Annotated in this window: 19 protein-coding genes; 6 read left to right on the top strand and 13 right to left on the bottom strand. The window is 67.3% G+C overall.

The window, feature by feature from the left end; genetic code table 11:
- The first annotated feature begins 18 nt into the window (after positions 1-18).
- Positions 19-1,269 carry an amino acid transporter gene (locus RCF13_RS06580; RefSeq protein WP_134968841.1) on the top strand — a complete coding sequence of 417 codons (1,251 nt, stop codon included), beginning with the start codon at positions 19-21 and terminating at the stop codon, positions 1,267-1,269.
- Positions 1,270-1,366: 97 nt separating this feature from the next.
- Here the strand turns inward: RCF13_RS06580 and RCF13_RS06575 are convergent, their stop codons facing one another.
- The 3 genes from RCF13_RS06575 to RCF13_RS06565 all read right to left on the bottom strand — a co-directional run bounded on the left by RCF13_RS06575 (position 1,367) and on the right by RCF13_RS06565 (position 4,205).
- Positions 1,367-2,725 (bottom strand): TolC family outer membrane protein, encoded by a 1,359-nt coding sequence (locus RCF13_RS06575; protein ID WP_134968842.1) that lies wholly within the window; start codon positions 2,723-2,725, stop codon positions 1,367-1,369.
- 16 nt (positions 2,726-2,741) lie between these two features.
- Positions 2,742-3,389, bottom strand: a complete 648-nt coding sequence (locus RCF13_RS06570) for a protein-L-isoaspartate O-methyltransferase (protein WP_049416694.1) — start codon at positions 3,387-3,389, stop codon at positions 2,742-2,744.
- 135 nt (positions 3,390-3,524) lie between these two features.
- On the bottom strand, positions 3,525-4,205 hold the full coding sequence (locus RCF13_RS06565; protein ID WP_134968843.1) for a TetR/AcrR family transcriptional regulator: 681 nt from the start codon (positions 4,203-4,205) through the stop codon (positions 3,525-3,527).
- Between the two features lie 118 nt (positions 4,206-4,323).
- Between RCF13_RS06565 and RCF13_RS06560 the strand changes: the two genes are divergently transcribed.
- Positions 4,324-5,454 carry an efflux RND transporter periplasmic adaptor subunit gene (locus RCF13_RS06560; RefSeq protein WP_134968844.1) on the top strand — a complete coding sequence of 377 codons (1,131 nt, stop codon included), beginning with the start codon at positions 4,324-4,326 and terminating at the stop codon, positions 5,452-5,454.
- Between the two features lie 4 nt (positions 5,455-5,458).
- Positions 5,459-8,620: an efflux RND transporter permease subunit gene (locus RCF13_RS06555; protein WP_134968845.1), complete on the top strand. Its 3,162-nt coding sequence runs from the start codon at positions 5,459-5,461 to the stop codon at positions 8,618-8,620.
- Between the two features lie 167 nt (positions 8,621-8,787).
- On the opposite strand, the gene RCF13_RS06550 is transcribed toward RCF13_RS06555, so the two are convergent.
- Complete coding sequence (locus RCF13_RS06550) at positions 8,788-9,693, bottom strand: LysR family transcriptional regulator (RefSeq protein WP_134968846.1); 906 nt, start codon at positions 9,691-9,693, stop codon at positions 8,788-8,790.
- 117 nt (positions 9,694-9,810) lie between these two features.
- Between RCF13_RS06550 and RCF13_RS06545 the strand changes: the two genes are divergently transcribed.
- Complete coding sequence (locus tag RCF13_RS06545) at positions 9,811-10,584, top strand: SDR family oxidoreductase (protein WP_134968847.1); 774 nt, start codon at positions 9,811-9,813, stop codon at positions 10,582-10,584.
- A 102-nt stretch (positions 10,585-10,686) separates the two neighbouring features.
- Here the strand turns inward: RCF13_RS06545 and leuB are convergent, their stop codons facing one another.
- The 9 genes from leuB to ilvC all read right to left on the bottom strand — a co-directional run bounded on the left by leuB (position 10,687) and on the right by ilvC (position 20,335).
- Positions 10,687-11,748, bottom strand: coding sequence for a 3-isopropylmalate dehydrogenase (gene leuB / locus RCF13_RS06540; protein WP_053499071.1), 1,062 nt, complete (start codon positions 11,746-11,748; stop codon positions 10,687-10,689).
- Positions 11,738-12,316 carry a 3-isopropylmalate dehydratase small subunit gene (gene leuD, locus RCF13_RS06535; protein ID WP_111201712.1) on the bottom strand — a complete coding sequence of 193 codons (579 nt, stop codon included), beginning with the start codon at positions 12,314-12,316 and terminating at the stop codon, positions 11,738-11,740. The genes leuB and leuD overlap by 11 nt, the downstream gene beginning before the upstream one ends.
- A complete protein-coding gene (leuC, locus tag RCF13_RS06530) occupies positions 12,316-13,734 on the bottom strand; it encodes a 3-isopropylmalate dehydratase large subunit (RefSeq protein ID WP_061479558.1) in 1,419 nt (472 codons plus the stop codon). The genes leuD and leuC overlap by 1 nt, the downstream gene beginning before the upstream one ends.
- A gap of 60 nt (positions 13,735-13,794) precedes the next feature.
- Positions 13,795-14,568: a class I SAM-dependent methyltransferase gene (locus tag RCF13_RS06525; RefSeq protein ID WP_231352286.1), complete on the bottom strand. Its 774-nt coding sequence runs from the start codon at positions 14,566-14,568 to the stop codon at positions 13,795-13,797.
- Positions 14,569-14,578: 10 nt separating this feature from the next.
- The gene (locus tag RCF13_RS06520) at positions 14,579-16,165 is read right to left on the bottom strand and encodes a 2-isopropylmalate synthase (protein ID WP_061479556.1); all 1,587 of its coding nucleotides are present in this window, start codon (positions 16,163-16,165) and stop codon (positions 14,579-14,581) included.
- Positions 16,162-17,253 carry a threonine dehydratase gene (locus RCF13_RS06515; protein WP_053499063.1) on the bottom strand — a complete coding sequence of 364 codons (1,092 nt, stop codon included), beginning with the start codon at positions 17,251-17,253 and terminating at the stop codon, positions 16,162-16,164. The genes RCF13_RS06520 and RCF13_RS06515 overlap by 4 nt, the downstream gene beginning before the upstream one ends.
- A gap of 96 nt (positions 17,254-17,349) precedes the next feature.
- Positions 17,350-17,601 (bottom strand): ACT domain-containing protein, encoded by a 252-nt coding sequence (locus RCF13_RS06510; protein WP_005419108.1) that lies wholly within the window; start codon positions 17,599-17,601, stop codon positions 17,350-17,352.
- Positions 17,585-19,321 carry an acetolactate synthase 2 catalytic subunit gene (ilvG, locus tag RCF13_RS06505; RefSeq protein ID WP_134969179.1) on the bottom strand — a complete coding sequence of 579 codons (1,737 nt, stop codon included), beginning with the start codon at positions 19,319-19,321 and terminating at the stop codon, positions 17,585-17,587. The genes RCF13_RS06510 and ilvG overlap by 17 nt, the downstream gene beginning before the upstream one ends.
- Positions 19,322-19,360: 39 nt before the next feature.
- Positions 19,361-20,335 carry a ketol-acid reductoisomerase gene (gene ilvC / locus RCF13_RS06500; protein WP_053499062.1) on the bottom strand — a complete coding sequence of 325 codons (975 nt, stop codon included), beginning with the start codon at positions 20,333-20,335 and terminating at the stop codon, positions 19,361-19,363.
- A gap of 677 nt (positions 20,336-21,012) precedes the next feature.
- Here ilvC and ggt point away from each other — a divergent pair.
- Together ggt and RCF13_RS26275 are read left to right on the top strand one after the other, a co-directional pair.
- Positions 21,013-22,731: a gamma-glutamyltransferase gene (gene ggt, locus RCF13_RS06495; protein WP_134969180.1), complete on the top strand. Its 1,719-nt coding sequence runs from the start codon at positions 21,013-21,015 to the stop codon at positions 22,729-22,731.
- A gap of 477 nt (positions 22,732-23,208) precedes the next feature.
- Positions 23,209-23,300 (top strand): transposase (locus RCF13_RS26275; RefSeq protein ID WP_146136448.1); only part of this gene is annotated, 92 nt, incomplete at its 3' end.

The raw sequence follows: 23,300 nt of genomic DNA, 5'->3' as shown, positions 1-23,300 counted from the left end.
ATATCAAGGGAACTTGCGATGGACGGCGACAGGGGCAGGGACGGCACCGGTGGGGCGCGCTTGGGGATGGACCACCTGGCTGTGGTGGCACTGACGTTGCTGGTGGGCGGCAGCGTGATCGCGCTGGTGGGCCAGCACACGGCGGCACAGGCTGGCCCCGCCATCGTACTGAGCCTGTTGCTGGCCGCACTGGGGGCTGGCCTGGTGCTGTGCTGCCTGCAGGATCTGGTGCTGCGACTGCCGGCGGCCGATGGCCTGTACGGGCTGCTGGCCGCCAGCTGGGGGCCACGGGTGGCCGTCGTTCTGGGCACGATCCTGTTGCTTGAGCTGACGGCGACCACGGCGGGCGCGGCACAGTCCATGGCCCGCCATGTACATGCGGTGCTGGCTACCGGAGGCCTCCATGCCAACGACTGGCTGCCCGTGCAGATAGCGGCGGCCGTGGGCCTGCTGACGTTGAGCGTGCTCGCGTTGCTGCCGCCGCGGGGTGTGGCCCTTGCGGCCTGTGCGCTGCTGACGGTGAAGATCGGTGTGGGGGTGTTGCTGCTGGCGCTGGCGGCGCGTCACGTGCACTACGGGCATTGGATTCCCTGGCTGCCTCCGGCGACCGCGCCGTATCGCTTCGGGCTGGGGGGCGTGCTGGCGGCTGCGGTGCCGCTGCTGGGCATATTTGCCAGCGTGGGCCTGGCACTGGGCTTTCCTGCGCTGCGCCGCCAGGGTGCGATGTGGCAGCCGGCGGTGCTGGCGCTGGTCTCGTTGCTGGCGATGCTGCTGCTGATCGTGCTGGCAGCATTGCAGGCCGGGCTGGTCGAGTTTTCCGCGCTCGCCAGTACCCGGCCACTGGCCGTGGCGCTGCAGGTGCACCCCCAGCTGCAGTGGATGCTGCCATTGTTGCCCCTGGCCGGGGCAGCGGGCCTGGCCGCCCTGCAGTTGGTGCTGCTGATGCTGGCCGTCCGGTTGGCTACATCGTTGTGGCTCCGCGCAGCTGACGCGGCGGGACGATCCCGCACGCGCCTGAGCGCAATGGTGGTTGCGCTGCCGGCGGTGATGCTGGTGCTGGGGCTACCGCAGGGCACCTTGCCGGCGCTGCCGGGTCCGGCAACGCTGGTGGTGATGGCGGCGCTGTGCCTGGCGGTGCTGCGGCGGCGTCGGGATGACACCCCGCAAGGCGCAGCCGGCTGCGGGCTGATGATGTCGATGCTGGCCCCCTTGGCAGCCGCGCTGTGCGTGCTTGCGGCGTTGGAACGCCTGCGCGCATGGCCGGGCTGACGGTTCGTGGGGCCACGCCGGGGGGGGGCGCGTGTGGATGCAGCACCTGCAAAAAAGCCACCCTCGCGGGTGGCTTTTTCGTTGCAGGGGCGGCGACTCAGTGCGTGGTCGTGGCCGGGTTGCCCGCGTCCTGGGTCAGCAGTCGATTGACGTCCTGCAGTTCGGCCACGTCCAGCGCACCCAGCGACTGGCTCAGCAGCAGGCGGTTCTGCAGGAAGGTGTAGCGGGCCTGGGCATAGTCCAGCTGCGCCGAGAACAGGATGCGCTGGTTCTGGATCACATCCAGCACGGTACGGGTACCGACTTCCAGGCCCACCTGCGAGGCGTCGTACGCGCTCTGTGCCGAAACCACCGCCAGGCGGCGGGCTTCCACTTCGCTGATGCCCTGCATCAGGGTCTGGTAGGCATTGCGGGTATTGCGATCCAGGGCACGCTTCTGCTGCTCGTAGCCGTCCTGGGCGATGTCACGCTGCGCCAGAGCCTGGCGCACGCCGGACTGGGTGGCGCCACCGGAGAAGATCGGCACGCTCAGGGTCAGGCCGATGCTGTTGGTGCGCGCATCCGGCGACAGCGAACCGGCACCGGTGCTGTCGCCCCAGGTGGCGCTCTTGCCCCAGCTGCCGCCCAGCGACAGGGTCGGGTAATGGCCACCACGGGCAGCCTGCACGCCGGCTTCAGCGGCACTGACCTTCAGCTCCTGCGCCTTCAGCGCCGGATTCTGGGTGGTAGCCTGCTGCACCAGCTCGTCGATGTTGCCGCGGTTGGCCGGCACTTCCGGGCGGAAGTCCGCCGGCAGGCCACGCAGGTTGGTCACCGGCTGGCCGGTCAGTTCGGTCAGGGCCTGGTAGTTATCGGCCAGGGTGTTCTGCGCAATGATGGTGTTGGCGCGCGCCTGGTCGTACTGGGCGCGTGCTTCGTGCACGTCGGTGATCGGCGCCAGACCCACTTCCAGGCGCTTGTCGGCGAAGTCGAACTGCTTCTTCGCGGCCGCTTCATTGGTCTGTGCGGCGTTCAGCGATTCGATCGCCACCAGCACATTGAAGTAGGCCGCCGAGGTGCGCACGATCAGGCTGTCGTTGGCCGACTCGAGGGTGAAGTCCGCTGCCTTGCTCAGCTCACGCTGCGAACGCAGATTGTTGATCTGGGTCCAGTTGAACAGCGTCTGGCTGCCGTCGATCGCGTAGGTGCGGCGCTTGTTGGTGAACGAGCCGGAATTGGCGTCGGCGTTCGGCTCGCTGCGCGTGCGGTTCAGCGTGGCCTGGCCGTTGATCTGCGGCAGCAGGGCGGCACGCGCCTGCACGGCGCCTTCCTTGTCGTACAGCCGGGTCGATTCGGCGGCCGACAGCTGCGGATCGCCGTTGCGGGCCATTTCGTAGACCTGCAGCAGGTCGGCGGCATGGGCGGACAACGGCAGCAGGGCAGTGGCCAGCGCAACAGCGAGGGATCGGCGGATCATTGCGGCTTCCTTGGACTCAGAGGTGGAACTGGGGGGCCGGGGCGGCACCACGCAGGTAATCGATATCGGTCTCGAACAGGGACTCGGAGCTGCCGTCGGCCTTGACCAGCAGGGCCTCCATCGCCGGCGAGCGGCCGTGGATCACGAACAGGCGGCCACCCGGACGCAGCCACGAGGCGAACTGTGACGGCACCACGTCGACCGCACCAGTGACACAGATCACGTCAAAGCGGCGTTCGGTCTGCCAGGACAGGGCATCGGCCACTTCCACGCGGACGTTGCTGCCCAGGCCGGAGGCGTCCAGGCGGGCACGCGCAGCGGCGGCCAGCTCCGGGTCGATTTCCAGGCTCAGCACATCGCGCGCCAGCGCGCCGATGCAGGCCGACAGGAAGCCGCTGCCCGTGCCGATTTCCAGTACTTCGTCACCCGGCTGCAGGTCCAGTGCCTGCAGGGTACGGCCCTCGATGACCGGCTTCATCATCTTCTGGCCGTGGCCGATCGGCAGTTCGACATCGGCGTAGGCCAGTGCCCGGTGCGCGTCGGCGACAAAGGCCTCGCGCGGCAGGCGGGCCAGGACGTCGAGCACCTTGATGTCCAGCACGTCCCAGGGACGGATCTGCTGTTCCACCATCAGTTCGCGGGCGTGGGCGTAATCAATCGTCATGAGGTTCAAATCCAGCGCAGTGGGCCGGCCATTTTACCGGTGCCGGAGGCCGGCGGCGCGCCCAGAGCATCAGCTGCCGGGGGCCGGGGTCGCAGTGCCGGAAGTCATCGCGACCTCCGGTTCGTTCAGTTTTGGTTATTCAGCCGGTCCGGCCCCTCGCGGCGCGTAGGCGCGCAGGAAGAAGTCGATGCTGGCGGTCACGTGGGCAACAGGGTCGCATTCCACGGGTGACAGTGGCATGCCGCACATCATATGCATGTGCACTTCGCCCTTGACCAGGGTCAGGAACTGCTCGCCGGCCAGAGCACAGTCGGCGATCTCCAGTTCGCCACGTTCGGCGCGGGCGCGCAGGAAATCGGCCAGCGCCTCGCAGGTACGCTCGGGGCCGGCTTTCCAGAACAGCGCGCGCAGGCGTTCGTCGGTCTCCGGCGCCATCATCATGCGCTGGATCGAGATCGCCGCGTCGGAGGTGATCAGCTCGAAGAAGGCCAGGCCGATACCGATCAGCTGGTCGCGCAGCGGGCCGTCCGCGTCGGCTACGAACAACGCGTCGGGCAGCATTTCAATGCACTTTGACTGCACCGCCTCGGAGAACAGCGTCTCCTTGTCGCCAAAGTGGCTGTACACAGTCAGCTTCGAGACGCCGGCCTGAGCGGCGATGGTGTCCATGCTCACGCCGGTATACCCCTGTTCGATGAACAGTGCCTTGGCTGCTTCAAGGATCGCCGCGCGCTTGCCGAGGTCCTTGGGGCGCCCGGGTCCGGCGGCCTTGGCAGCGGGCTTGGCCGACGGCTTGCGGGAAATGTGGGAACTCATCGCGACAATACTAGACCAAGCGGTTCGATATTTATACTATACCGGCCGGTTTATTAAATTGGGCCGGCAGTCGCGGCTCCCTCCTTAGTTGCAACCCTGCGTTTCAGGACGTTGACCGATGAAGATCGTGCGCTGGATGGGCGGTATGGTGTGGATGGCTGCGCTGGCAGCCTGTTCGGGGCAGGAACAGGCGCCACCGGCGGCCGTACCGGTGCTGGTGGTTCACCCCGGCGAGCAGGCCGGGCAGGCGCCGGCGGCGTTCCCGGGCACGGTGCGTGCCCGGCAGGAAAGCCCGCTGTCGTTCCGCGTTGGCGGCAATCTGGTCAAGCGCCACGTCGATGCCGGGCAGCGGGTCAAGAAGGGCGACGTGCTGGCCGAGCTGGACGTGGCTGACTTCGCGCTGCAGGCCCGTGCCTCGCAGGCGCAGCTGGCGGCAGCCGAAGCCGATCTGGTGCGTGCCCGCGATGACCTCAAGCGTTACCAGGTGCTGGCCGACCAGCAGCTGGTCAGCCGCTCGCAGCTGGACCAGCAGTCCGCCGCGTTCAAGGCTGCGCAGGGCCAGGCCAACGCCGCCCGCGCCAACCTCGATGTGTTGCGCAACCAGGCCGGCTACGCACAGCTGCGCGCGCCGGCCGACGGTGTGATCGCCAGCCGCGAGGCCGAGGCCGGGCAGGTAGTGTCCGCCGGGCAGACCATCTTTAACCTGGCCGCCGACGGTGGCCGCGAAGTGCTGATCGACCTGCCCGAGGCCACCATCCGCGACTATGCGGTGGGCCAGCCGGTTGAGGTGGAGTTGTGGAACCGCCCCGGCCAGCGCCTGCCGGGCACGATCCGGGAGATCGCCGCCGCTGCCGATCCGCAGGCACGTACCTATGCGACCCGGGTCAGTCTGCCCGCCGATGCGCTGGCCGACGTCGAACTGGGCCAGAGTGCCCGCGTCTACAGCAGCGCCGGTCGCCACGGCACCCTGCAGCTGCCGCTGGGCGCGCTGCAGCGCGGTGCCAACGGTGCCGCCAGCGTATGGGTGGTCGATCCGGCCAACAGCACGCTGAGGGCCGCACCGGTTACCACCGGTGCGTTTGGCAGCGAGACGGTACCGGTGCTGTCCGGCGTGAACGCGGGTGACTGGGTGGTTGCTGCGGGTGGCCACCTGCTGCGGGCCGGTCAACCGGTGATCGCCGTGGACCGGCAGAACCGTCCCGTGCTGAAGCCGGCTACGCCGGCCGCTGCCGCCAAGGCCAGGGAGTAAGCCGGTGCGCCGCTTCAATCTTTCCGAGTGGGCGTTGTCCAACCGCCCGCTGGTGCTGTTTGCGATGCTGGCCTTCGCGCTGATCGGCGCATGGTCGTACAAGCATCTGGGCCAGTCCGAGGACCCGCCGTTCACCTTCAAGGCGATGGTGGTGCGCACGTTGTGGCCCGGGGCCACTGCCGAGCAGGTCTCGCGGCAGGTGACCGAGCCGCTCGAGAAGGCGCTGATGAATACCGGCGAGTACGAGTTCATCCGCTCGTACTCGCGTCCGGGCGAATCGCAGATCATCTTCATGGCGCGCGACAGCCTGCGCTCCAGGCAGATCCCGGACCTGTGGTACCAGGTGCGCAAGCGCGTGGGCGACATCCGCCCGACGCTGCCACGCGAGATCGTCGGTCCGTTCTTCAACGATGAGTTCGGCGACACCTACGGCAACATCTATGCGTTGACCGGCAAGGGCTTCGACTATGCGGTGATGCGCGACTACGCCGACCGCATCCAGCTGGAACTGCAGCGGGTGCCCGACGTCGGCAAGATCGACCTGGTCGGCCTGCAGGACGAGAAGGTGTGGATCGAACTGTCCAACACCCGGCTGGCCACGCTGGGCGTGTCGATGCAGCAGGTGCAGCAGGCGCTGGCCGACCAGAATGCAGTGACCGGCACCAGCTTCTTCGAGACCGCCACCGATCGCGTGCAGCTGCGGGTGACCGGCCAGTTCAACGACATCGAAGCGATCCGCCAGTTCCCGATCCGCGCCGGTGACCGCACCGTGCACCTGGGCGACATCGCCGAGGTCAAGCGCGGCTTCGCCGATCCGGCGTCGCCGAAGATGCGCTTCATGGGCGAAGAGGCGATCGGCCTGGCGGTGGCGATGAAGGATGGCGGTGACATCCTCAAGCTCGGCGCCAACCTCGATGCCGAGTTCGAACGCCTGCAGAAGACCCTGCCGGCCGGTATGCAGCTGCGCAAAGTGTCCGACCAGCCGCAGTCGGTGGAAGAGTCGGTCGGCGAGTTCGTGCAGGTGCTGACCGAGGCGGTGGTGATCGTGCTGCTGGTCAGCTTCTTCTCGCTGGGCCTGCGCACCGGCCTGGTGGTGGGCGTGACCATCCCGCTGGTGCTGGCGATGACCTTCTTCGTCATGCACTACTTCGACATCGGCCTGCACAAGATCTCGCTGGGTGCATTGGTGCTGGCGCTGGGCCTGCTGGTGGACGATGCGATCATCGCGGTGGAGATGATGGCCACCAAGATGGAGCAGGGCTATGACCGCCTGCGCGCCGCCAGTTTCGCCTGGGAGTCGACCGCGTTCCCGATGCTGACCGGCACCCTGATCACCGCGGCCGGCTTCCTGCCCATTGCCACTGCGGCATCGAGTACCGGTGAATACACCCGCTCGCTGTTCCAGGTGGTGACCATCGCGCTGGTGGTGTCGTGGATCGCGGCGGTGCTGTTCATCCCGTACCTGGGCGACAAGATGCTGCCGGACCTGTTCAATCCGCAGCCGCCGAAGCCGGGCAGCCTGTCCGCGCGCTGGCTGGCCAGGCGCCAGCAGTGGGCCGACCGCTACCCGGCGCTGGCCAACCTGATCGCGCCGCCGCAGCACGGGCATGACCATGATCCGTACCAGCGCCCGTTCTACCGCAGTTTCCGTCGCTTCCTCGATGGCTGCCTGCGTCACCGCTGGTGGGTGATCGCCGCGACCATCGCGCTGTTCGTGTTCTCGCTGATGATGTTCCGCTTCGTGCCGCAGCAGTTCTTCCCGGATTCGACCCGGCCGGAATTGATGGTGGACATCGAGCTGGCCGAGGGCGCCTCGCTGCGCTCGACCCAGGCCCAGGCCGAGAAGCTGGAGAAGCTGCTGTCCAGCCGCGAGGGCATTGCCAACTACGTCTCCTACGTGGGCACCGGTTCGCCGCGCTTCTACCTGCCGCTGGACCAGCAGCTGCCGGCGACCAACTTCGCCCAGTTCGTGGTGCTGGCCAAGGACATCAGGTCACGCGAAAGCACCCGCGACTGGCTGCTGCACGAGGTGATCCCGAAGTTCCCGGACGTGCAGATGCGCGTGACCCGCCTGGAGAACGGCCCGCCGGTCGGCTATCCGGTGCAGATGCGCATCTCCGGCGAGCACATCGAGAAGGTGCAGGCGATCGCGCGCCAGGTCGAGGCCAAGGTGCGGGAGAACCCGCACGTGATGAACGTCAACCTGGACTGGAGCGAGCCGAGCAAGGTGGTGCGCCTGGTAGTCGACCAGGAGCGCGCCCGCGCGCTGGGCGTGAGCAGCGCCCAGGTCAGCCAGTTCCTGTCCAGTTCGTTGGCCGGGCAATCGGTCAGCGTGTATCGCGAGGGCAATCGCCAGATCGAGATGCTGCTGCGCGGGCCGGCCGATGAGCGCAACCAGCTGGAGCTGCTGTCCAGCCTGTCGATGCCCACCGCCAACGGTGGCAGCATCACGCTGTCGCAGGTGGCGACGATGGAGTACGGCTTCGAGGACGGCATCATCTGGCACCGTAACCGGTTGCCGACGGTGACTGTGCGCGCCGACATCAGTGATGGCATGCAGGCGCTGGACGTGGTGCATCAGATCCTGCCCACACTGGACGGCATCCGTGCCGAGCTGCCCAGTGGTTACCTGCTGGAAACCGGCGGTACCGTGGAGGATTCGGCGCGTGGCCAGAACTCGATCAAGGCCGGCATGCCGCTGTTCCTGGTGGTGGTGGCCACGCTGCTGATGCTGCAGCTGCGCAGCTTCTCGCGTGCAGCGATGGTGCTGGTGACCGCGCCGCTGGGCATCATCGGCGCGACCCTGTTCCTGCTGCTGTTCCGGGCGCCGTTCGGCTTCGTGGCGCTGCTGGGCACGATCGCACTGGCCGGCATGATCATGCGCAACTCGGTGATCCTGATCGACCAGATCCAGCAGGACATCGATGCCGGGCATGACCGTTGGCATTCGATCATCGACGCCACGGTGCGCCGCTTCCGCCCGATCGTGCTGACCGCACTGGCAGCCGTGTTGGCGATGATTCCGCTGTCGCGCAGCGCGTTCTACGGATCGATGGCGATCTCGATCATGGGCGGCCTGATCGTCGGTACGGTGCTGACCCTGGTGTTCCTGCCGGCGTTGTACGCGGCGTGGTTCCGGGTGAAGCCCGATGAATCCGGGGCGTGATGCCCCGGCGTCCACGGCCAGCGCCTCTGGCAGGTGCCAACCTTGGTTGGCACTGCTCGCGGTACCTGCTTTCTGTAGAGCCGAGCCACGCTCGGCTGCTCTTCGCGCGTTGATGGGATGAGTCGAGCATGGCTCGACTCTACACAAGCATCACGCAGGGCATGGATCTACCGCAGCTGCAGGCCGGTCCGTAGCACCGGCAGCAGCCATTCGATGAACACCTGCACGCGCAGCGCACGGTGCTGCCGATGCGGCTGCAGCAGGGTGACCGGCAATGGCTGTGCGACGTGCTGTGGCATCACTTCCACCAGCGCGCCGGATTGCAGCTCGGCCTGTACGTCGTAGCGCGGAATCTGCAAAAGACCCAACCCCGCCACACAGCACGCGATCGATGCCTCGGCGCTGTTCACACGCACCCAGCCAGGCATCGGCAGCGTGCGCAGTTGGCCGCCGTCCTGCCACTCCCACGGTTCCACCCGTGCCGTGGTCGGCGACGCGTAGTTCACCGCGCGATGCTGCGGCAGGTCGGCAGGATGCTGCGGCACGCCGTGTTCGCGCAGGTAGGCCGGCGCCGCGACGTTGGCAAAATCCAGTTGGCCCAGCGTGCGCGCCACCAGGCTGGAATCGCCCAGTTGGCCGACCCGCAGCACCGCATCGCAACCGTCTTCGATCAGGTTCACCGCGCGGTCGGTCATGCCCAGGTCCACTTCCACCTGCGGATACTGCGCGAAGAACCCGGGCAGCGCCGGTGCGATGATGCGGCGGCCGATGCGGCTGGGTACGTCGATCTTCAGCAGGCCCGACGGCTGGGCGTCGACCTGGAGGAACAGCGATTCGGCGTCTTCGACCTCGGCGATCAGGCGCAGGCAGCGGGCATGGAACACGTCGCCGTCGTGGGTGGTGGACACCCGGCGGGTCGAGCGCTGCAGCAGGCGGGTGCCGAGCCGCTGCTCCAGCTCCGCAATGGCTGCCGAGACCGTGGAACGGGGCAGGCCGAGCTGGTCGGCGGCGCGCGTGAAGCTGGCGCACTCCACGACCCGGGTGAAGATGCGGAAGCGATCGATCCGGTCCATTGTTCGCTGACTCTGGAAAGTTAAGTCAAAGTGGCGGGCTTTATCCGCATTTTCTGCACGATATCGTCGTCAGGGCAGGGTTGCCACCCCGGGCAGCCCCCTCCCGAGACCGAAGCCATGACCGAGCATTCCCTCAAGGGCAAGACCGTGCTGATCGCCGGTGGCGCCAAGAACCTGGGTGGCCTGATCGCCCGCGACTTCGCCGCACAGGGCGCCAAAGCCATCGTCATCCACTACAACAGTGCCGCTACCCAGGCCGATGCAGAAGCGACGGTAGCCGCGGTGCAGGCCGCCGGCAGCAAGGCGGTGGCCCTGCAGGGCGACCTGACGTCGGCGGCAGCGATGGAGCGCTTGTTCGCCGATGCCGTGGCCGCAGTCGGCCGTCCCGACATCGCCATCAATACGGTCGGCAAGGTATTGAAGAAACCGCTGCTGGACATCAGCGAAGTGGAGTACGACGAGATGAGCGCGGTCAATGCCAAGGCCGCGTTCTTCTTCCTGAAGGAGGCAGGTCGCCACGTCAATGACGGTGGCCGCATCTGCACCCTGGTCACCTCGCTGCTGGGTGCGTTCACGCCGTTCTATTCCAGCTACGCCGGCACCAAGGCGCCGGTCGAGCACTTCACCCGCGCGGCGTCGAAGGAATTTGGTGAGCGCGGCATTTCGGTGACCGCGATCGGTCCCGGTCCGATGGACACGCCGTTCTTCTATCCGGCCGAGAGCGCCGATGCGCAGGCGTATCACAAGACTGCGGCGGCATTGTCGGCGTTCACCCGCACCGGGCTGACCGACATCGCCGATATCGTGCCGTGGATCCGCTTCCTGGTGACGGATGGCTGGTGGATGACCGGGCAGACGATTCTGGTCAATGGTGGGTACACCACCAAGTAACGCAGCCACGCACGGCGTGGGTCTACGAGTAGAGCCACCCCATGGGTGGCTGCGCACGATATCCGACGGGAAGCGCGCCACGCATGGCGTGGCGCTACCGGATCAGCCCAGCTTCGCCAGCACCGCGTCGGTCGCTGCCGCGGTACTCACGGCCTGGCCCTTGGCGGCCAGGTCGGCAGTGAACACCCCATCATCCAGCACCGCATGCACGGCGGCTTCCACCGCGGCCGCTTCGGCTTCCAGCCCCAGCGAATGGCGCAGCAGCATCGCGGCGCTGAAGATTGTCGCGTACGGATTGGCGATGCCCTTGCCGGCGATGTCCGGGGCCGAACCGTGGATGGGCTCGTAAATGCCCACCGCACCCGGCTCGCCCAGCGAAGCCGACGGCAGCAGGCCCAGCGAACCGGCCAGCATCGAGGCCTCATCGGTGAGGATGTCGCCGAACATGTTCTCGGTGACGATCACGTCGTACTCGCGTGGCTTGGCCAGCAGGTGCATGGCCATCGAATCGACCAGCTGGTGCTCCAGCGCCACGTCCGGGAACTCCTCGCGGCCGATGCGTGCGGCCACGTCGCGCCACAGGCGCGAGGTTTCCAGCACATTGGCCTTGTCCACCGAAGTGACCTTGCCGCGACGCTGCTGGGCCAGGCGGAAGGCACTGCGCAGCACGCGTTCGATCTCGGCCACAGTGTAGCGGCACAGGTCGCTGGCGCTGTCGGCGTCGCGGGTCTTGTCGCCGAAGTAGATGCCGCCGGTCAGTTCACGCACCACCACGAAGTCCACGCCCTGCAGCAGCTCGGCCTTGATCGGTGATGCGTGCAGCGCGGCTTCGTGGGTACGTACCGGGCGCAGATTCGCGTACAGGCCCAGCGCCTTGCGGATCGCCAGCAGGCCCTGCTCGGGGCGCACCTTGGCGTTCGGGTCGGACCACTTCGGGCCACCGACCGCGCCCAGCAGTACCGCATTGGCGGCCTGGCAGGCGGCGAGGGTCGACGCCGGCAGCGGTTCACCGTGGCGGTCGATGGCGATGCCACCGATGTCGTGCTCGCTGAAAGTGAAGGTGTGGTTGAAGCGTCCGGCGACCGCCTTCAGGACGGCAACTGCCGCGGCGGCCACTTCCGGGCCGATGCCATCACCGGGCAGGACAACAATCTCAGCGTGCATGCTCACTCTCGTAACGTTCGATTTCAGGGACACGGCCCAACAGATACCCCAACTGGTCGACGCCTTCCAGCAGGCAGGTCTGCGAGAAGCCATCCAGCGGGAAGGAATAGACGCGGCCAGCGGGGGTGCGCAGCTCGCGCGCAGCCACGTCGATGGTCAGCGCATCGTCCGGGCGCTGCATCAGCGCCTGCACGTCGGCCTCGTCCAGCACGATCGGCAGCAGGCCGTTCTTCAGCGCGTTGCCGCGGAAGATGTCCGCGATCTCGCTGCTGACGATGGCACGCAGGCCCAGGTCGGTCAGCGCCCACGGTGCATGCTCGCGCGAAGAACCGCAGCCGAAGTTGCGGCCCGCCAGCAGGATGCTGCGGCCGGCGTTGTGCGGCTGGTTGAAGGCGAAGTCGGCCACCGGCGAACCATCAGCTTGCCAGCGCCAGTCGTTGAACGCGTTGCGACCCAGCCCGGCACGCTCGGTGGTGGACAGGAACCGCGCCGGGATGATCTGGTCGGTGTCGATGTTGGTCTGGCGCAGCACCACGCTGGCCGAGGTCAGGGTACGGAAACCGGCCATCACGCCACCTCCTGTGCGAACAGTTCGCGGGTGTCGGCCACATGCCCGTTCACCGCGGCCCACGCGGCGCTCATCGGCGAGGCCAGCAGCGTGCGCGAACCGGGCCCCTGCCGGCCTTCAAAATTGCGGTTGCTGGTGCTCACGGCCAGCTGGCCGGGGGCGACCAGATCGCCGTTCATCGCGATGCACATCGAGCAGCCCGGCTCGCGCCATTCGGCACCGGCCGCGCGCACGATCTCGTGGATGCCCTCGGCTTCGGCCTCGCGCTTGACGATCTCCGAGCCCGGCACCACCAGCATGCGCACCCGGTCGGCGACGCGACGACCGCGCAGCACCTGCGCCACTTCGCGCATATCACTCAGGCGGCCGTTGGTGCACGAACCAACGAACACTACGTCCACCGGTGTGCCCGCCAGCGCCTTGCCGGCCTGGAAGTGCATGTAGTCCAGGCCCTTCTGCGCGGCGGCATCGTTGGCGGCGGGAATCGGCGCATCCACGGCGATCGCGGTACCCGGATGCGTACCCCAGGTCAGGGTCGGGCGGATGTCGGCGGCGTCGATGTGCACTTCGCTGTCGAAGCGCGCGCCGTCATCGCTGCGCAGCTGTTGCCAGCGCGCCACGGCAGCGTCGAAGTCGGCGCCCTTGGGGCCGCGCGGCGTAGCGGCGACGAAGTCGAAGGTGACCTGGTCGGGCGCGACCATGCCGGCGCGTGCACCTGCTTCGATCGACATGTTGCACAGGGTCATGCGCTGTTCCATGTCCATCGCTTCGATGGTGCTGCCACGGAACTCGATCACATGGCCGGTGCCGCCGTTGACGCCGATCACGCCGATGATGTGCAGGACCACATCCTTGGCGCCGACGCCGGGTGCCAGCGCACCGTCAACGGTGATCGCGAAGGTCTTGGCCTTGCGCTGCAGCAGGCACTGCGTGGCCAGCACGTGGCCGACCTCGCTGGTGCCGATGCCGAAGGCCAGCGAGCCGAATGCACCGTGGGTGGAGGTGTGGCTGTCGCCGCAGACGATGGTCATGCCGGGCTGGGTGAAGCCCTGTTCCGGCGCAATGACATGGACGATGCCGCGGTTGTCCGAGGCCATGTCGAACAGTTCGATGCCGTGCTCGGCGCAATTTCGCGCCAGGGTGGCGACCTGTGCCTCGGAAGCGGCGCTGGCGTAGGGCAACGTGCCGTCCGCGGCGGCCGGCAGGGTCGGCGTGGAATGGTCCATCGTCGCCTTGGTGCGGTCCGGCCGGCGCGGCGACAGGCCGCGCTCGCGCAGTTCGGTGAATGCCTGCGGTGAGGTCACCTCGTGGATCAGGTGCAGGTCGATGTACAGCACGGCGGGCGCGCTGTCGGATTCGGGAACCACCACGTGGGCGTCCCACAGTTTGTCGTACAGGGTGCGGGGTGCGGAAGTCATGCGTATGCCTGGCAGAAGTACGAAATAGCGAACATCAGTAAAGAAAGCGGAACGGTCAAGTCAGCGCCGGCGGGCGAGCACACGCAGGCGCACGTAGTCGGCCAGCGGCTGGCCGGCGGCATTGCGTGGCAGGTCGGCCAGCAACGCGGTGGCAGCCTCGCGCACGGTGGCGCGGGCCTCGGCGGGCAGGTCATCCAGCAGCGGCGCGGCGAATACCCGCAGCCAGCCGGCCACGCCGGTCGGCAGTGGGGTCGGGCGCGGCGTGCATTCGATCAGCTGCACCTGGAAGCCATGCTGGCGCAGGCGGTCGGCATAGGCATCGGCGCTCGGGAAGTACCACTGGAAGGTGCTGGCGCCATGGCCGTGGGCCACGCGTGCGGCCTGTACCGCGGCGACGATCGTGGCGACGTTGCCATGGCCGCCGAACTCGGCGACGAAGCGGCCACCGGGGCGCAGCGCGCGACGCACGCCTTCCAGCACGCGGTCCGGGTTGCCCATCCAATGCAATGCGGCATTGCTGAAGACCGCATCGAACTCGCTATCGAACGACAACGCGTGGCCGTCCATCACCTGCGCGTCGACGCCACGTGCACGGGCGGCGATCACCAGTTCCGGCGACGCGTCCACGCCGTGGATGCGCGCGCCGCTCAGGGCCAGTTCGGTGCTGAGCACGCCGTCGCCACAGCCCAGGTCGAGGATGCGCTCACCGGCGCGCGGATCGAGCAGGCGCGCGACCGCGCCACCGAGCAACGGTACGAAACCGGCATCGATCGCATAGTCCTGGGCGTTCCACTGCTGGCCAGCGGCTGCGGTAGGAGTGTCGAAGGCGCTCATCTCGGGTTCCTCAGGCGGTTGCGGGGGTGGGAACGTCGGTGCTGCTTTGGGCGGCGGCGTGGCGCTGGCGCAGCAGGCGGTTGGCCACGTCCAGCCAGGCCAGCGCGGAGGCTTCGATGATGTCCTTGCTGGTACCGGTGCCGTCGTACTCCACGCCGTCGTGGCGCACACTCAGATTGGCCTCGCCGCGGGCATCGGCGCCGATGCCCACGCTGTGCACGTGGTAGCTGTCCAGCATCAGCTGTACGCCGGTGGCGGCCGACAGCGCGCCGAACAGGGCATCGACCGGGCCGTCGCCCTGCGCGGTCTCGGCCACGCGGTTGCCGTCCGGGTCGGACAGTTCGACCAGCGCGTTGGCACGGCTGCCGACATCGCTGATGGTCATCGACGCCAGGCGGTAGCCCTGCGCGTTGGAGCCGCCCTGCATCAACGTCTGCAGGTCGGCATCGGTGACCACGCGCTGCTGTTCGCACAGGCCCTTGAACTGCTCGAACACCAGTTTCAGTTCGTCTTCGTCCAGCCAGAAGCCCAGCGCACGCAGGCGCGCTTCAACAGCGGCGCGGCCACTGTGGCGACCCAGCACCATCTGCGAATCCTCCCAGCCCACATCTTCCGGGCGCATGATTTCGTAGGTGCCGCGATGACGCAGCATGCCGTGCTGGTGGATGCCCGATTCGTGGGCGAAGGCATTGGCGCCGACGATGGCCTTGTTGCGCTGCACCGGCATGCCGACCAGGCGCTGCAGCAGCTGCGAGGTGCCGACGATGCGCGGGGTGTTGATCGAACTGTCCTGCTCGTAGAAGGCCTGGCGGACTTTCAGCACCATCGCGATCTCTTCCAGTGAACAGTTGCCGGCGCGCTCGCCGATGCCGTTGACGGTGCACTCGACCTGGCGTGCACCGCCCTCGATGGCGGCCAGCGAGTTGGCCACGGCCAGGCCCAGGTCATTGTGGCAGTGCGCGCTGAAGATCACGTTGGCGGCATTCGGCACATCGGCGACGCCGGCGATGACCTGCTGGAACATCGCGCGGATTTCTTCCGGCGTGGTGAAGCCGACGGTGTCGGGCAGGTTGATGGTGGTGGCGCCGGCGGCAATGGCTACGCGCGAGACTTCGATCAGGTAGTCCAGCTCGGTGCGGGTGGCATCCTCGGCCGAGAATTCGACATCGTCGATGTACGAGCGTGCCAGCGATACATGCTTGCGTACCGATTCCAGCACCTGCTCGCGGGTCATCCGCAGCTTGTGTTCGCGGTGCAGCGGGCTGGTGGACAGGAACACGTGCAGGCGCGGGTTGGCCGCAGCTTCCAGGGCACGCGCCGAGGTTTCGATATCGGCCTGCAGGCAGCGCGACAGCACGGCCAGGCTCAGGCTCGGGCGGCGCAGCTCACGGCCGATCAGGGCCATCGCCTCGCGGTCGGACTGCGAGCTGGCCGGGAAGCCGGTCTCGATGATGTCCACGCCCAGTTCGTCCAGCGCACGCGCCATCACCAGCTTCTGCGGCGGGCTCATGCTGCAGCCGGGGGACTGCTCGCCGTCACGCAGGGTGGTGTCGAAGATGCGGATGCGCGGGGTGGTAATTCGTTCGATGGTGGTCACAGGGAAATCTCCTCGACAGCGGGTGCGGCGGCTTGCAGGGGGGAAGGGGAAGAGGTGGGGGACGCGAGGGCGCTGGCCTTGCCGGGCGAGCGTGGGGTTTCACTACGCCGTCGCCGTGGTTTGCGCGGCGGGCGCGGCCGGATGTCGGTGAGCAGGCCGGCCAGGACACCCGCATCGATATTCCCGCCGGACACCACCGCGCACTTGCGGCGGCCAGCGACACGGCGGCCTGCTGCCAGCGCCAGCGCACCGGCGCCCTCGGCGATGATGTGTTCTTCCAGTGCCAGCCGGACCAGGGTTTCACGCAGTTCGGCTTCGCGAACGATCACCACGTCGTCCAGCAGCGAGGTGCACAGGCGTCGGGTCAGGAATCCGGGGATCTTCACCCGCACGCCGTCGGCCAGCGAGGCGACGGGGGCGATCTCGCGCACGTCGCCGCGGATGGCGCGCGCCATTGAGTCAACGCCTTCCACCTGGGCGCCGATCACGCGCACGCCCTGTGATTTCAGCGCCAGTGCAACGCCGGAGGCCAGTCCGCCACCACCAATCGGCACGATCACCACGTCCGGTGCGTGCGCGGCCAGCTCGATGCCGACCGTACCCTGGCCGGCAATCACATCGGCGTCGTCGAACGCGGACAGGAAGCGGTAGCCATGGCGCTGTGCCAGTTCGACGGCGAAGGCGTAGGCCTCGTCATAGCTGGTGCCATGCTGGCGCACGGTGGCGCCCCAGTGAGCGACGCCGGCGATCTTGGTGGCCGGTGCGCCATGCGGCATCACGGTGATGGCCGGGACGTCCAGGCGGTAGGCTGCCCACGCCACGCCCTGGGCATGGTTGCCGGCCGAGGCGCAGATCACCGGCCGGGTATCGCCGCGCTCGCGGCCGGCCAGCAGCGCGTTCAACGCGCCGCGCACCTTGTAGGACCCGGTGCGCTGCAGGTTCTCCAGCTTCAGCCAGGTGCCGAAGCGCTCGGCATGGTGCAGCGGGGTAGGCGGCAGGAAGCGGCGCAGCCGGGCCTGCGCCGCCAGTACGTCGGCGACGCTTACGTCGCCGACATCGCTTTCCTGGCTGGCATCAGCGGCCGGCATGGGCCACCAGCGGGGTGCAGGCGACCGCCGCATGCGGGCACGGGCGGCGAAGAAGACGCCTCCGTACCGGCACCGTGGTCACTACGGTACGGGTGTTCATACGGATGCTCCTTCCACGGCGGTAACCTGCACGGACACGCAGTCGTAGATCTTCTCGATCTGCCGGCACAGCGTTTCCGCCGGGCGCTGGCCATCCACCACCAGCTGCAGGTGCCAGCGGCCATCGTCGGCGGCCACCGGCGCACCGCTGATCGCACGGGGCGCGAAGCCACGGCGTTCGGCCATGCCGATCACGCGCAACAGCGCGCCTTCGGCCGGGTGCAGCACCAGGTCAAGCCGGTAGTGCATTGGGGATCTCCTGGCGGGCATGGGCGGGGTTGCTTTCCAGCATCGTGCTGTTGGCGGTGTTCGGTGGCACCAGCGGCCATACGTTGGCGCGTGCATCGATGGCCACGTGCAGCAGTGCCGGGCCGGGTTCGGCCAGCAGCGCGGCCAGGCCACCCTCGACGTCATCCCGCGCGTCGATGCGGGTGGCGGCAATGCCGAATACCTGCGCCAGCGCCACGAAGTCCGGGTTGTCGGACAGGTCGATCTCGCTGTAGCGCTCGGCGAAGAACAGCTCCTGCCACTGCCGCACCATGCCCAGCGAACTGTTGTCCAGCAGCACGATCTTCACCGGCAGGCGGCAGCGGGCAATGGTGGCCAGCTCCTGCACGTTCATCATGAAGCTGCCGTCGCCGGACACCAGCACCACGGTGCGATCGGGGCAGGCGAACTGCGCACCCATCGCGGCCGGCAGGCCGAAGCCCATGGTGCCCAGCGCGCCACTGGTCAGGTGGTTGCGCGGGTGGTTGAAGCGGCAGTGCTGGGCCACCCACATCTGGTGCTGGCCAACGTCGCAGGCGATCACCACATCGGCCGGGGCCAGCTCGCTCAGGCGCTTCAGCAGCGCCGGGGCGTAGATGTGCTGACCCGGTGCGTCGTAGCGCGCGGCGAAACGATCGCGGTGCTGTGCACAGCGCTTGCGCCACGCCTCCTGGTGGGCCTTGGGGGAGGGGAAGGCCGCACGCAGGGCGCGGATGGCATGACCGACATTGCCGGGCACGGCGACATCGGCGCTGCGCAGCTTGGAAATCTCATATGCGTCCGCATCGATGTGAACGACGCGGGCGAACGGTGCAAACTCCGCCAGCTTGCCGGTGGCACGGTCGTCGAAGCGTGCGCCCAGCACCAGCAGCAGGTCGCTTTCCTGCACCGCCATGTTGGCCGCGCGGGTGCCGTGCATGCCCAGCATGCCCAGCGACTGCGGATGGCTGGCCGGCAGTGCGCCGAGGCCGCGCAGGGTCATCACGGTGGGGATGGCACTGGCCTCGACGAAGTCGCGCAGGTCCTGCACGGCATCGCCCAGCGCGATGCCGCCACCGGCGTAGACCACCGGCTTCTCGGCCGCCGCCAGCGCGGCGATGGCCTCGGCAATGGCGGCCTCGGCTGGCGCCGGCGGTGGTTCGACGCTGCTGGGCACATGCGCCGGCAGATGGCTGGCATCGGCCAACTGCACATCCTTGGGCAGGTCGATCAGCACCGGGCCGGGGCGACCTTCGCGGGCGATCCGGAACGCATCGGCCACCACGCGCGGCAGGTCATCGACGCTGCGCACCAGCCAGCTGTGCTTGACGATCGGCATCGTCAGGCCGAACACATCCAGTTCCTGGAAGGCGTCGGTGCCCAGCAGCGGCGTGCCGACCTGGCCGGTGATGCAGACCATCGGTACCGAGTCCAGCATCGCATCGGCGATGCCGGTGACCAGGTTCGACGCGCCCGGCCCGGAGGTGGCCACGCAGACGCCCACCTGGTTGCTGGCGCGGGCGAAACCATTGGCGGCCAGCGCCGCGCCCTGCTCATGGCGTACCAGGATGTGCTTCAGCGACGAATCCACCAGCGCGTCGTAGAACGGCATGATGGTGCCGCCGGGATAGCCGAACAGCGTGCGGACGCCTTCGGCCTCCAGCGCCTGGGTCAGCCAGCGCGCGCCGTTGGGCGGCGCGCTGCGGTGTGTGGAAGAGTTCATGGGGGAACCTTGCAAAGCGGGTGGGGGAGGGCCGCGCGGTTACGCGGCCTGTCCTTGCAACCAGACCATCTTGGCGCGCAGTTCCTTGCCCACCTTCTCGATCGGGTGCTCCAGGTCGGCCTGCTTGAACCTGTTGTAGTTCGGCAGGCCCGCTTCGTACTCGGCCACCCAGTTCTTGGTGAAGGTGCCGTCCTGGATGTCCTTCAGCACTTCCTTCATGCGTGCCTTGGTGCCGGCGTCGATCACGCGCGGGCCGCTGACGTAGTCGCCGTACTGCGCGGTCTCGGAGATGAATTCCAGCATGCGCGAGATGCCGCCTTCATAGAACAGGTCGACGATCAGCTTCAGCTCGTGCAGTACCTCGTAGTAGGCGATCTCCGGCTGGTAGCCGGCTTCCACCAGGGTCTCGAAACCGGCCTGCACCAGCGCCGACGCACCACCACACAGCACCGCCTGCTCGCCGAACAGATCGGTCTCGGTCTCTTCCTTGAAGGTGGTCTGGATCAGGTTGGCGCGGGCACCGCCGAGGCCAGCCGCATAGGCCTGGGCATGCTGCGCGGCCTTGCCGCTGACGTCCTGGTAGACCGCCCAGATGCACGGCACGCCACGGCCGATCTCGTACTCACGGCGCACCAGCGCACCCGGACCCTTCGGCGCGACCAGCACGACGTCCAGATCGGCGCGCGGCTCGATCATGCCGTAGTGCACGTTCAGGCCGTGGGCGAACAGCAGGCACGCCCCCTGCTTCATGTTCGGCGCCAGCACATCGTTGTAGAGCTTCTTCTGCACCATGTCCGGGGTCAGCACGGCGACCAGGTCGGCGTCCTTCACCGCATCGGCGGGCGCCACCACGGTGAATCCATCGGCCTGGGCCTTGGCTTCGGTCGGGCCGCCCGGACGCAGGCCTACCACCACGTCGAAGCCGGATTCGCGCAGGTTCAGTGCGTGGGCGCGGCCCTGGCTGCCGTAGCCGATGACGGCGATCTTGGTCTGGGGCAGGTCGTTGGTGCTCATGGGGGAGGTTCCTTGCGGTGGGAAGAAAAAAGAACGGCCGGTCGTCGAGGTGACGTGCCGGCCGGTCAGGGGAAAGCGGTGGAGGGGGCGCCGCGCATCGCACAGGCACAGCCACAGCCACCACGAGGCGTGGTGCTGCAGGTCCGGGTTGTGCGATAAGCGTTGGTCATGGTGGTTGCGTCTGAAACCAGGTCCTGAAATGAAAAAACCCGCACCGGGGCGGGTGCGGGTTTTTGAAGAGTTCCGGTGTGTCTGTTGCTTACACGCTGGCTCGTCCCGCACCTGTCGGTTGGGTAATAAGTACGAGCACAAGAATCGAACGCAGCGAGGCGGCGCCGATGGCGGCGGCTTCGATGTGGGTTCGCGGCGGCGTGTTGTGATGCAACATGTGATCGAGAGAAACACAGCCGTTTTGGTGGTGTCAACCCTCGCGACAGTTTTTTTATCGGTTTCCAGTGAGTCCAGCTAAATCGCTTGCGGCACAAGGATGGTTGCCGCTGAAAGTGTTTCAGTGAACCCGAATTCACTCTTTTCAGAGCGGTTTTTGCGCGGAATCCGGCGGCTTTCTGGCTTCCTCCGCATCTAACGCAGGATCAACGTCCATGACCTCTGCCCGATACCGTAGGAAGGTCGCAGCGGCGAAGATCGAGGGACCACCCTTCCACCGGAACCCGACCGTGTCCCGACGCCTTGCCCGCTCCCTGCTCGCCGCCGCCGTGCTGGCTGCCGTGCCTGCACTGTCCATCGCCGCCGACCGCATCACCGGCCACACCTTCGCCACCCGTTCGGAGGTGATCGCCCCGCATGCGATGGCGGCTACCTCGCAGCCGCTGGCCACCCAGATCGCGCTGGACGTGATGAAGGGCGGAGGCTCGGCAGTCGACGCGGCGATCGCGGCCAATGCCGCGCTCGGCCTGATGGAGCCGACCGGCAACGGCATCGGTGGCGACCTGTTCGCCATCGTCTGGGACCCAAAGACGCAGAAGCTCTACGGCTACAACGGCTCGGGCCGCTCGCCGAAGTCGCTCACCCTGGCCGAGTTCCAGCGTCGTGGCCTGAAGGACATCCCGGCCACCGGCCCGTTGCCGGTGTCGGTGCCCGGTGCGGTCGACGGCTGGTTCGCCCTGCACGACCGTTTCGGTCGCAAGCCGATGGCCGACAACCTGGCGCCGGCCATCCGTTACGCCCGCGAAGGGCACCCGGTGGCCGAGGTAATCGCCTACTACTGGGACCGTTCGGTGCCCAAGCTGTCGCAGTACCCGGGCTTCAAGGAGCAGTTCACGATCAACGGCCACGCCCCGCGCAAGGGCGAGATGTGGAAGAACCCGAACCTGGCCAGCACCCTGCAGAAGATCGCCGACGGCGGGCGCGACGCCTTCTACAAGGGAGACATCGCGCGCACCATCGGTGACTACTTCAAGGCCAACGGTGGCTACCTGAGCTACCAGGACATGGCCGACCACCACGGTGAATGGGTCGAGCCGGTCAGCAGCAACTACCGTGGCTACGACGTCTGGGAGCTGCCACCCAACAGCCAGGGCATCGCTGCGCTTCAGATCCTCAACGTGCTGGAAGGCTACGATTTCTCGAAGATCCCGTTCGGCTCACCCGAGCACGTGCACCTGTTCGTCGAAGCGAAGAAGCTGGCCTTCGCCGACCGTGCGCGCTTCTACGCCGACATGGCATTCCAGCCGGCGCCGGTGCAGAAGCTGATCTCCAAGGAGTACGCCGCGCAGCGCCGGGCACTGATCTCGATGGACAAGGCCTTGAAGGAAGTGCAGCCAGGCACACCGAAGCAGCTGGAGGAAGGCGACACGATCTACATGACCGTGGCCGACGCCGACGGCATGATGGTCTCGTTGATCCAGTCCAACTACCGCGGCATGGGCAGCGGCATGGCGCCGCCGGGGCTGGGCTTCATCCTGCAGGATCGTGGCGAGATGTTCGTGCTGCAGAAGAACCATCCCAACGGCTACGCACCGGGCAAGCGCCCCTTCCAGACCATCATTCCGGCGTTCATTACCAAGGGTGGCAAGCCGTATGCCAGCTTCGGCGTGATGGGGGGCGCGATGCAGCCGCAGGGCCATGCGCAGATCGTGATGAACCTGGTGGACTTCGGCATGAACCTGCAGGAAGCGGGCGACGCACCGCGAATCCAGCACGAAGGCTCGACTGAACCGACGGGTCAGGCCACGGCGATGACCGACGGTGGTGAAGTGAATCTGGAAACCGGCTTCCCGTATGAAACAGTGCGTGCGCTGATGCGCAAAGGGCATCGCATCGTGTTCGCAGATGGGCCGTATGGCGGTTACCAGGCGATCATGCGCGATCCCGACACCGGGGTTTACTACGGTGCTTCGGAGAGCCGCAAGGATGGGCAGGCGGCGGGGTATTGAGGTTTCCCGGCCACCGGGCTGAGCCCCCTCTGCGGTGGGTTCCGGAAAGCGGGATCATGTGATTGGGCCGGGCGTGTGGGCTGGACGGGGGACGCCGCGAGTACGTCCTTGTAGGCTTGGCCGCGGCATCCATGCCGCGGACACCCCCGCCCAGCCCACCCGCCCGACCCCTGACAGTTTCCTGCGGCCGCCACCGCAGGAAGAGAAAGAAGAAGATCAAAAGCAAAGGCAACAGCAACAGCCGCGCGCTGTGGGTTGGGGTCAGATCCGTTTTCCGAAGGAAAACGGATCCGACCCCTTCTTGTTTTCCGATACACCTGATCCACGCATGGCGTGGATCTACTACCGTCACAGGAAATCTGTCGGGGGTGGGGCGATATGGGGGGCAGGACCGTTGGCGCCATGGATGGCGCCATCGAGCCCCCATGGTGAAGTGACCCCCGGGAGTTGGACATCAGATCCAACCCCGAGGGATACATGAACAGATACGACGCGCGTTTCAAACTGCAGGTCGCCAAAGAGGCCTGCAAGACCTCCACATCGGTCAAAGCCGTTGCTCGTCGCTACGG

Origin of the sequence: Stenotrophomonas maltophilia group sp. RNC7, assembly GCF_030910085.1 — a bacterium.
GTDB lineage: Bacteria > Pseudomonadota > Gammaproteobacteria > Xanthomonadales > Xanthomonadaceae > Stenotrophomonas > Stenotrophomonas sepilia.
Note: the sequence above shows the minus strand (reverse complement) of the source record. Positions and strands in the feature narration are given on the sequence as shown.